The sequence below is a fragment of the uncultured Mycobacterium sp. genome (genome assembly GCF_964249325.1).
Taxonomy (GTDB): Bacteria; Actinomycetota; Actinomycetes; order Mycobacteriales; family Mycobacteriaceae; genus Mycobacterium.
This window is the reverse complement of record NZ_CAXUCH010000039.1, coordinates 16029-26574: the sequence shown is the minus strand read 5'-3', so window position 1 is coordinate 26574 and position 10546 is coordinate 16029. Positions and strand designations below refer to the sequence as shown.

Genomic DNA, 10546 nt, shown 5'->3' with positions numbered 1-10546 from the left:
CTTCGCTATTCTCGAGTGGTTCACCGCTCTGTGTGCTGCGGGTTCTCTTCGCCGCAAACCTCGTCTCGGTGAAGATCTTCGGTGAGGCGGAATTCTGGCTTTCGATGATCAAGGTGGCGGCCATCGTCGGCTTAATCATCGCGGGTATCTTTGTGCTGCTTTCTATTCCGGCTTTAGGGCCCTCAGCCGGACCAACGATCGCGAACTTGTGCAATGACAATGGCATATTCGCGACGGGCTTGGGCCAAGCGTTGCTGAGTCTGCAGTTCGGGGTTTTCGCCTACGTCGGCGTGGAGCTCGCCGGCGTCACCGCCGGTGAAGCGGAGACCCCAAAAGTGACCTTGCGCAAGGCGATGAACTCCCTGCCGCTCCGGATCGGCTTGTTCTACGTCGGGGCCCTGTTCGTCATCTTGTCGGTGCGCGGGTGGCGTAACCTCCACGACGGCCAGAGCCCGTTTGTTGCGGTGTTCCAATACATCAACATCCCGGCGGCCGCCGGCACCGTCAACTTCATCCTGCTGACCGCCGCCCTCTCGTCATGCAATACCGGCATTTATTCGACGGGCCGTATGGTGCGCAGCCTGTCCCAGCGAAGTGAAGCACCGGCGCGCCTGCAAGCGTTGAGCGGGCGTCACGCGCCGCTACTGGCGACCACCTTCTCAGTTCTGGTGATGAGTCTGGGCGTCTTCGTCAACTGGCTATCGCCGGACAGTTCCTTCGCCTACATCACCTCGGTGTCCACCATCGGAATCATCTTTGTGTGGGCCACGATCCTGCTGTCGCACATGATCTATCGCAGACGAGCGGCAGCGGGGATACTGCCGGTCTCCGACTATCGACTGCCGGGAGCGCCGGTGACCACGGTGATGGCCCTGGCATTTCTGGCCCTGGGGGTGGTGCTGCTGTTCTTCACAGCAACATGGACGCACCGCGATCGTGGTGGGCGTCGTCTGGTTCGCGGTCGTGACGTTCGGGTTCTGTGTGCAGCGTGCGCAAATCGCGACAGCGGCTCACTTGGACAGCGACTGCTGAATTTGCGCGGCCAGCATTCCGACGTCGTCGTTGGCTTGCCGCAGACCGGTGAGCACGTCGGGGTAGGTGGCGCCGCTCATCGACAGATCGAAAACCAGATGACGACCCTTGTCGGTAGTGATGTACCCGGCGAGACTCTGCACGTTGACTAGGGCGCGACCGGTCGCGGGATCGGCCACAGCTACAGTCCCGGTTTTCGCCTGCACCTTGCCTTTTGCGGGGCTGTTGCGGCCGACGGGGGCTATGGTGCCAGTCGCGCCCAAAACAGGCTGTCCGGAGACGAACGCCGGTCCCCACCGTTGATGGGCCGCCCACTTGTTCCAAGCCGCCATCTGTTTCGGTGTCGACGAGGCCGGGTAAGCCCCTTCGCCATCAGTGAGCACGACAGCGTCGGAACGCAATCCGGCCTTTTCCACGGTGGCCCGAATGGTTCGCAATCCGTCAGCGCATTCGGTGGAACCGGACTTGGTTGCCAAGAGGCACAGCATCGCATTGGCCCCGGTGTTGTAGCTGGTGCGCAGGATCATCGAACCCAATTCCCGCAGTGGTGGCGATTGCAGCGACGCCAATTGGCGGCGAGGAGAATAGCTGTTCGGCGGGGGGAGCCGGGACTGATCGTTGAGGCCGAGGGCCGGAGCGCTCACCGTAATGCCGGCCCGGCCAAGGGATTCGATGAACAATGTGCGCGCCCACATATCGGCGTCGGGCACCCGGTAGATCGTGAGCTGCGGCTTGCCTTGCGGAATCAGCCCGCTGACAATGATGTTGCGCGGATCGGCCGGGTCGGCAGTCACCTCGAGGCTCGACGGGTTGTTGGAGTTGACCGTCGAGACTTTCGACTGCACGGTGAACGCGGTTGTCTGAGGCGATGTTCGGACGCTGGCCGGCTGCCCGACTGCACCCGGTGTCACTTCGATGTCCAGCAGGTTGTCGTTGACGAAGACGGATGGCACAGCGCCCTCATGCCCCGGGGCTGACTGCCAGATTCGGGTGTCGACGACGACGTCGCCGTCGACGACCTTGACCCCCTTGGCGGCGATTTGGTGGGCCAGGTCGTCGAGACCGGCCAGAGGATCGTCGTTGACCTTGCGAGCGTTGGGCGCGATGTCGCCGTAGACGTGATCGATGCTGTTGGCGTCGAACGCGTCGTCGACGCGGCCGCGCATCGCGCCGCGACCCCCCAAAGCGAGATCACCTGAGGCGACCAGGATTACGTCGCCGTGCAGCACGCCGTCGACCGCCGGCGCCGTGGCGTACACCGGCGTGGTCAGCCGGGTATTGGGTCCGATGGTGTCGTAGACCGTGCCGATCGTGAATTCCTTTGCCGTCGAGCCGGTGAGCACCATCTCGTCGGGACGCTGACTCAACAGGAATTCGCCGGAGTCGCGATCGGCGACGTAGTAGAGCCACCGCGCCGTCGCATATGCCGGTTTCGCCATGATCCGCAGCGCGCCTTCAGGCAGTTGGCCGCTCGCCCGATCGCTGCTCTTCGCAGAATTGCAGGAGGTGATCAGGGCAATCACTAGCGTGACAGCGGCAAGCATCCGCATTGCCCTACGCATCATGCTCTACCTTTCGTCGCCTGTAGTACATCAGGCGCAGCGGCGACGGTTGACCAGAGCACCATGACGCGGCTCAGGTGATCGTAAAACCCCGCCGAGCGGGCCGACGTCTCTGGCCTGCTCGGCGGGGCAACGGTTCACGTCTGGCTACCGAGGCCCGCCCGCGGGTTGCCGTGATGCAAGCCGCCCGGGAAGCCCGACAGGTTTGATCACTGTCCTTCGGGCGGGTTAGTCGTGCTTGAGGGGGAGCTGCTCGTGCTTGTCGGCGTGGTGCTCCCACTGGTGGGCGTGGCGGTGGCGCCTGCCGGCGCGTTGTTGCATGCCGACTTCAGAACTGGGCTGCCTGGACTTTGGTTCATGGCATTTTGTTCTGCCTCCTGCTGCGTGGCACCGCTATCCCCGAAATACTGATCGCCGTTTCTGACGACCGCGCCGCAGTCGGGGTACTTGAAGGTGATCAACACGTTGCAGGTGGGGTTGTTTTGATGACGATCAGCGGTAGCACCTACGTTGGCCTGGTACTCATTTGCTTATTCGTCGCTACGCCCACGGACCTCCCGTCCGGGGAGACGGCAATCGTGTCCCAGGCTTCGTCATCGGCGTGCCCGGCGGGGACCACGGCGACGGCTAACGCGGCGGCCGCTGTGGCGCCTGCAGCTGAGATCACAGCGCGGGTTCAAATCCTGCTCACTGTCACGGGGATTCCTTTCGAGCCGTTGTATCGGCCACTGTTGTAAATTGGTTGGATGATGTGGCGCACAATCAGCACACCGAAACAGCAACGGTGTGCTTGGTAAGCGTCGTTGACACCTCCTTCCCGGTGCGCGCCCAAATACGTCACCCTAAACACCGCGGTTTGCGTTGGAACCGCTTTCGCAAAATTCACGTGCCGCTTTTGCTCGAACCATTGTTATGCAAGGCTTTTGCGTGTCGGTCCAGGAAGCGCAGGCAGGACCGCTAGGGGATCCCGGTGCTACGGAGTGACCAAAACCTTGCAGTGCCGTTCCGGGTCGGCCAGGTCGTCGAACGCCGCTCCGACCCCGTCGAGACCCACTTCACCGGTGATCACCGGGGCGACGTCTATCCCACCTTCGGCGATCGCACGCAGTGACTCGGCGAATTCGGTTGGGTCATAGGCGAGCACAAACTGCACGTTGATCTCTTTGGCAATCGCGAAGAACGGATGCACGGTGTCGGGCTCCATGCACACGCCGGCGACGACGAGCCGAGCGCCCGGGCGCGCCCGCCGCATCATCTCGTCGATAATGCCGGGCACGCCGACAGCCTCGAACACGACAGCTGGCGTGACGGTGTCGAATGGCGAGCCCTGTGCGGGGTCGACCCTCTGATGCGCGCCCATGATGGCAGCCAGCTCGCGGCGCTTCGGTGAATAATCAGATGCCACAATTGTTTCCACGCCGCGCGCCCGTAATGCGGCGATGATCGCGATTCCGATCGGACCGCAGCCGACTACCAGCGCGACCTCTCCCCGCTCGATTCCCGATTTGTTGACCGCATGCAGCCCCACCGCCATCGGCTCTGTCAACGCGGCGTGCCGGGGATCCAAGCCGTTGGGAATCGGCAGCAGCAGCGGCGCCGAAAGCAGCATCCGCTCGGCGTAGCCGCCGATCGTGCGGTTGGAGTAGACGATCGGTTCGACACCTTTGTCCGAGAGCAGCACGGGTATCGACGTCACCAGCGTTCCTGGTGGGTGAGTGTCGGTGCCGGGACCGGCTTCGAGCACCTCGGCGCTGAATTCGTGACCCATGTACACGTCACGGTTCAAATCGACACCCATGTCCCCGAAACCGCCCTCGGCGCCAAGCGCGAGCACCTCGTCGCCGTGGGCGGCGAAATGCAGGTCCGAGCCGCAGATTCCGCACGAGCGAACGGCGACCAGCACCTGGCCCGGTCCAGGAACCGGCTCGGGCACGTCGTCGCGACAGACCATGCGCCCGCCGCGCAGCACCGCGGCGCGCATCAGTTCTGCTCGCTTTCCAGCTTGAGTTCGTCGGTGTGCTCGCTGATGGCTTTGACCACTGCCTCACCAGCGCGGCCAAGCAGTTGGTCGCGCATACTGCGAGCCCACTCGTGCGACGCCCGTGGCGCGACCAGTTGGCCCTTGAAGTAGGGAATCACCTTGCGGGCAAATAATTCGTAAGAGTGGTAGGTCGCTTCTGGGGATGCCCAGTCGTGGCCCAGCATCAAAAATGTTCCAAAACCTCCGGAGCGGTCGAGCAGGTCTTGGATGTAGCCGATCGCGTCGTCGGGTGTGCCGATGCAGCAATTGCCTTTGGCGGCATAGTCTTCGACGAACTCCCTGGGCGATTGTGCCCCCTCGACCAGGTTGGCCAACGGTACGAATCCGGCGGCGCCGAAGTATTTGGCGAAATCCTGCATCCCGTAGGTGCAGTCGTCGATCGCCTGGTCGCCGCTGTCGGCCAGATGCATAATGCCCAGCACTCGCCAACCCGCGCGGTCCGGTTCGTCGCGTCCGGCCTTGCGCGCTTGGTCGCAGACCACCTCCCAGGCGTTTTCCAGTGCTGCGTAACCGCCCGGCACCGACATCGACAGCGACAGCAGCGAGGTACCGAGCGTTCCGGCCAGCCGCGGTCCGGACGGGGAAATCATTGCCGCGGTGGCGATTTCGGGGTACGGCCAGGTGTAGGGGCGGATGTGCAGTTGCGCGTCGCGCAAGGTGAACCAGTCGGAGTGACGGTTGATCCGCTCACCGGGGGCGGCGCGAAACAGCGCCAGAATCGCCTCCAGCGACTCCTGCATCATCCGGCGCTGCTCGACCGGGTCGATGCCCATCATGTAGGCGTCCGAGGGCAGCGCTCCAGGGCCGGTGCCGAACATCACCCGGCCACGGGTCAAATGGTCCAGCAGCACCCAGCGGTCGGCCACCATCAGCGGATGGTGGTAGGGCAGCGAAACCACTCCGGTGCCCAGCCCAATGTGTTTGGTCCGCTCGGCCGCTGCGGCGATAAACACCTCGGGGCAGGCGATCAGCTCGTAGCCCCCGGAGTGGTGCTCGCCGAACCACGCTTCGTCGAAGCCGAGGCGGTCGAGTGCGACGACGCGCTCCATGTCGTATTCGAGTGCCACCGTGGGAGACTGACCGGTGGGGTGAAACGGCGTGATGAAGGCGCCGAAACGCAGCGGACCACCACTCATCGCAACTCCAATCCCTCGAGGAAATCTAGCAACGCCGCATTGACCTCGTCGGGCCGTTCCTGCTGCAGCCAGTGCCCGGCGCCATCGATCATCACCTCGCGGTACGGACCGGTGACCACTTCGCTAGCGCGGTCACGACGCATGAAGCCCAACACGGGATCGGCTGTTCCGGCCATAAACAGCGCCGGCACCGTGATCGTCGCGCTCACCGGATCCGCCAGGATCTCCCAGTTTCGGTCCAAGTTGCGATACCAGTTCAGCCCGCCGGTGAACCCCGTACGGCTGAATTCGCCGATGTAGTGGTCGAGTTCGTCTGCGCTGATCCAATCCGGCAGACCGTTGGGCTCGGGCAGCCGTTCGACGAAACCCTCCGGCCCCGGTCGCGCCATCCGCAACGCTGCGGCTTGGTCGCCACTGCCGCGCAGGCCGCCGATCATCCGTCGGATGACCTTGGCGGGATCCGCGTTGAGCTCGGCGTCGGCCACGCCGGGCTTCTGAAAATAGAGCATGTAGAAGAAGTGGTCGCCAAAGACCTTGCGGAACGCCTGCGTCGGCGGCACTTGGGAGCGCGGTGTCGGTGGGACGCTCAAGCCCGCCACTGCGGTGACGCGGTCCGGGTGCAGCTGCGCTGCGCCCCACACCACCGGGGCACCCCAGTCGTGACCCACCCAGACCGCCCGGTCGGCGGCGACGTCGTCGAGCAGGCCGACGATGTCTGCGGTCAACGCCCGAATGTCGTAGGCCTCGATGGCCTCTGGGCGAGACGATCCGCCGTACCCGCGCTGATCGGGGGCCAGCACGTGATAGCCCGCCGCGGCCAGCGCCGGGATCTGGTGCCGCCACGAGTAGGCCAGTTCGGGGAATCCGTGCGCCAGCACCACCACGGGCGCACCCGGCTCCCCGGCCTCGACAACCCGCAGCCGCACACCGTTGATATCAACTAACCGTTCGGTGGGTGCGCGCACGGTCTCACCAAAGCACACCAGAAACCGGCTGAGAAGGGGGTCACGGCTTGTTCGCGCCCGCCTGGCACCCGTTTCGCCGGTAGCGGAGGATCAGCCGGTAACCGCCGCTCGGTGCGTGGTCGTTGTATTAGGCGGCGCCCGACGCGGGCCCCGAAGGGGGCCGCTGACGAGCCGGGCAGTTCGACCGGCAGGATGGTGGCGACCCGCTGCGCCCGGCTCCGCCGCGCTGGCGATCGCCACTGGCGGTAGCCTGGACTATTCCAGCTGCGTGTATCGGGGAAGGACCTGGCCGAGCACGGCCGATGCTTGATGAACCGGAAAAACGTGATCCGCACACTCACGGCGATCGCCGTCGTGTTGCTGCTTGGCTGGTCGTTTTTTTATTTCAGTGACGACACCCGCGGCTACAAGCCCGTCGACACCTCGGTGGCGATGGCGCAGATCAAAGCCGACAACGTCAAAAGCGCCCAGATCGACGATCGCGAACAGCAACTGCGGTTGACGCTGAAAAGCGCTAACAACGACACCGCCGGCTCCGACAAGGTCATTACCAAGTACCCGACCGGCTACGCGGTTCCGCTGTTCGACGCGCTGAACATTAAGAACGCACAGGTCAGCACGGTCGTCAACCAGGGCAACATCCTGGGATCGCTGCTGATCTACGTATTGCCGCTGCTGCTGCTGGTCGGGTTATTCGTGATGTTCTCCCGCATGCAGGGAGGCGCGCGGATGGGCTTCGGCTTCGGCAAGGCCCGGGCCAAGCAGCTCTCCAAGGACATGCCCAAGACCACCTTTGCCGATGTCGCCGGTGTCGACGAGGCGGTCGAGGAGCTTTACGAGATCAAAGACTTTCTGCAGAACCCGGGGCGGTATCAGGCGCTGGGCGCCAAGATCCCCAAGGGTGTGCTGCTCTACGGCCCGCCAGGAACCGGCAAGACGCTGCTGGCCCGGGCGGTCGCCGGTGAGGCCGGGGTGCCGTTCTTTACGATCTCCGGCTCGGATTTCGTCGAGATGTTCGTCGGCGTCGGGGCCTCGCGGGTGCGTGACCTGTTCGAGCAGGCCAAGCAGAACAGCCCGTGCATCATCTTCGTCGACGAAATCGACGCGGTCGGCCGCCAGCGCGGCGCCGGGCTCGGCGGCGGCCACGACGAGCGCGAGCAAACGCTGAACCAGCTGCTGGTCGAAATGGACGGCTTCGACCCGCGCGCCGGCGTCATACTCATCGCCGCGACCAACCGGCCCGATATCCTCGACCCGGCGCTGCTGCGGCCGGGCCGCTTCGACCGCCAGATCCCAGTGACCAACCCCGATTTGAACGGTCGCAAGGCGATTCTGCGCGTGCACGCCAAGGGCAAGCCCTTGGCCCCCGACGCCGACCTCGACGGGCTGGCCAAGCGGACGGTCGGCATGACCGGCGCTGACCTCGCCAACGTAATCAACGAGGCAGCGCTGCTGACCGCCCGCGAGAACGGCACGGTCATCACCGGTGCCGCGCTGGAGGAGGCGGTAGACCGGGTGATCGGCGGCCCGCGCCGCAAGGGCCGCGTCATCAGCGAGCAGGAGAAGAAGATCACCGCCTACCACGAGGGTGGGCACGCGCTGGCGGCCTGGGCGATGCCCGATATCGAGCCGATTTATAAGGTGACGATTCTGGCTCGCGGCCGTACCGGCGGGCACGCGGTGGCGGTGCCTGAAGAAGACAAAGGCCTGCGCACCCGTTCGGAAATGATCTCGCAATTGGTTTTCGCCATGGGTGGACGCGCCGCAGAGGAACTGGTTTTCCGGGAGCCGACCACGGGCGCGGTGTCCGACATCGAGCAGGCCACCAAAATCGCCCGCGCGATGGTCACTGAATTCGGCATGAGTACCAGGCTCGGTGCGGTCAAGTACGGCACCGAACACGGTGACCCTTTCCTCGGCCGGACCATGGGCACCCAACCGGACTACTCCCATGAGGTGGCCCGCGACATCGACGAAGAAATCCGCAAGCTCATCGAGGCAGCCCATACCGAGGCGTGGGAGATCCTCACCGCATACCGCGACGTGCTTGACACGCTGGCCGGGCAGTTGCTGGAGAAGGAGACGCTGCACCGGCCGGAGCTGGAGGCGATTTTTGGCGACGTCGAAAAGCGGCCGCGGCTGACCATGTTCGACGACTTCGGTGGGCGCATCCCGTCGGACAAGCCGCCGATCAAGACACCCGGCGAGCTGGCCAAAGAGCGGGGTGAACCATGGCCGCAGCCGGAGCCCGAACCGGCGTTCAAAGCCGCGATCGCGCGGGCCAGCGCCGAGGCCGCCGAGGCCGAGCGCGACCGAAACTCCAACGGCCCCAACGGTAATCACGGCGCACCGGTAGGTCGGGGTGCCGGCGGCCGCGGTGCTCCACCGCGCCGGCCCACCGAACCCGACTACGGCGCTCCCGCCGGTTGGCGCGCACCCGGGTGGCCGCCTCAGCAGCCCAACTACTGGTACCCGCCACCATCACCGCCGCAGTCGCCGTACTGGCCACAACCACCACAGAACTATCCGCGTCAGTCCTACCCGCCGAGTCCAGCGCCCGGTGAGTCTCCACCGGCCGACAAGTCACCGGACCAGCAGGGCGAGCACGCGAGCCGGCCCAACCCGCCGGCCCACGGCTGACGGAGGCTTCGATGGCGCAGCCGAATCCCCGCACCCGGACGCTACGCATGGCGGTGTTCGACCAGGCACGCGTTGAGGCCGCGATCCGCGAATTGCTGTCCGCGATCGGCGAGGATCCGGACCGGCACGGGCTTGAGGACACCCCGGCTCGGGTCGCGCGCACCTACCGGGAAATGTTCGCCGGGCTCTACACCGACCCCGACTCCGTGTTGAACACGACGTTCGACGAGCAACACGACGAGTTGGTGATGGTCAAGGAGATTCCGCTGTACTCGACGTGTGAGCACCACCTGGTGGCGTTCCACGGGGTGGCGCATGTGGGCTACATCCCCGGCGAGGACGGTCGGGTGACGGGGCTGTCGAAGATCGCGCGGCTGGTCGACCTCTACGCCCGCCGGCCTCAGGTGCAGGAGCGGCTCACCGGCCAGATTGCGGACGCCCTGATGCGCAAACTCGATCCGCGCGGCGTCATTGTCGTCATCGAAGCCGAACACCTCTGCATGGCGATGCGCGGCGTGCGCAAGCCTGGCGCGATCACCACGACGTCGGCGGTGCGCGGACAGTTCAAGACCGACGCCGCGTCTCGAGCCGAAGCGCTCGAACTCATCTTGCGCAAGTGACGACGACACGCGTGCAGGTAAAGGGCGTGGTGAACGTCACCGAGGACTCGTTCTCCGACGGCGGGCGCTACCTGGAACCCGACCGCGCCGTCGAACACGGCTTGGCATTGGCCGCCGAGGGTGCGGCGATCGTCGACGTCGGCGGCGAGTCCACCCGGCCCGGCGCGGTGCGCATCGACCCGCAGGTGGAAACCGCCCGTGTGGTTCCCGTCGTCAAACAACTTGCGGCGCAAGGTATTACGGTCAGCATCGACACCATCCACGCCGGAGTCGCGCGAGCCGCGCTGGAAAGCGGCGCCCGGATCGTCAACGACGTCTCCGGCGGGCGCGCCGACCCCGCGATGGCGCCGCTGCTGGCCGAAGCGCAAGTGCCGTGGGTGCTGATGCATTGGCGCACGGTGACGGATGCCCGCCCGCACCAGGTGCCGCCCTACCGCGATGTGGTAGCCGAAGTGCGCGCCGAGCTGCTCGCCAGCGTCGACGACGCGGTCGCCGCCGGCGCCGACGCAGCCAACCTGATCATCGACCCCGGGCTGGGGTTCGCCAAGAC

General features: G+C 65.3%; 7 protein-coding genes and 1 pseudogene (1 of these 8 running past the window's edge). 4 read left to right on the top strand and 4 right to left on the bottom strand.

From position 1 onward, the window contains the following. Positions 1-1032 (top strand): annotated as a pseudogene (locus ACFE99_RS07640) (amino acid permease); the annotation flags it as partial. On the opposite strand, the gene dacB reads toward ACFE99_RS07640, so the two are convergent. The 4 genes from dacB to ACFE99_RS07620 form a co-directional block, all read right to left on the bottom strand. Continuing rightward, positions 1011-2471 (bottom strand): D-alanyl-D-alanine carboxypeptidase/D-alanyl-D-alanine-endopeptidase, encoded by a 1461-nt coding sequence (gene dacB / locus ACFE99_RS07635; protein ID WP_375483962.1) that lies wholly within the window; start codon positions 2469-2471, stop codon positions 1011-1013. The pseudogene ACFE99_RS07640 and the gene dacB sit on opposite strands and share 22 nt — an antisense overlap. Before the next feature lie 1096 nt (positions 2472-3567). Then, entirely contained in the window at positions 3568-4575 is a 1008-nt protein-coding gene (locus tag ACFE99_RS07630; protein WP_375483960.1) for a zinc-binding dehydrogenase, read from the bottom strand. Further along, positions 4575-5771, bottom strand: coding sequence for an LLM class flavin-dependent oxidoreductase (locus ACFE99_RS07625; protein ID WP_375483958.1), 1197 nt, complete (start codon positions 5769-5771; stop codon positions 4575-4577). Before ACFE99_RS07625 ends, ACFE99_RS07630 begins: the two co-directional genes overlap by 1 nt. Continuing rightward, positions 5768-6736, bottom strand: coding sequence for an alpha/beta fold hydrolase (locus tag ACFE99_RS07620; RefSeq protein ID WP_375483956.1), 969 nt, complete (start codon positions 6734-6736; stop codon positions 5768-5770). The genes ACFE99_RS07625 and ACFE99_RS07620 overlap by 4 nt, the downstream gene beginning before the upstream one ends. A gap of 309 nt (positions 6737-7045) precedes the next feature. Here ACFE99_RS07620 and ftsH point away from each other — a divergent pair, with 309 nt between their 5' ends. The 3 genes in view from ftsH to folP are tightly spaced (at most 11 nt apart) and all read left to right on the top strand, a layout consistent with a single transcriptional unit that may run on beyond the window. After that, positions 7046-9376 (top strand): ATP-dependent zinc metalloprotease FtsH, encoded by a 2331-nt coding sequence (gene ftsH, locus ACFE99_RS07615; protein ID WP_375483954.1) that lies wholly within the window; start codon positions 7046-7048, stop codon positions 9374-9376. Positions 9377-9387: 11 nt separating this feature from the next. Next, a complete protein-coding gene (gene folE / locus ACFE99_RS07610; RefSeq protein ID WP_375483951.1) occupies positions 9388-9996 on the top strand; it encodes a GTP cyclohydrolase I FolE in 609 nt (202 codons plus the stop codon). Further along, positions 9993-10546 carry the 5' portion of a dihydropteroate synthase gene (gene folP / locus ACFE99_RS07605; RefSeq protein WP_375483949.1) on the top strand. The gene runs 295 nt beyond the window's last position, so 554 of the gene's 849 nt are visible here — the first part of the coding sequence; its start codon is at positions 9993-9995; its stop codon lies off the right edge, out of view. The genes folE and folP overlap by 4 nt, the downstream gene beginning before the upstream one ends.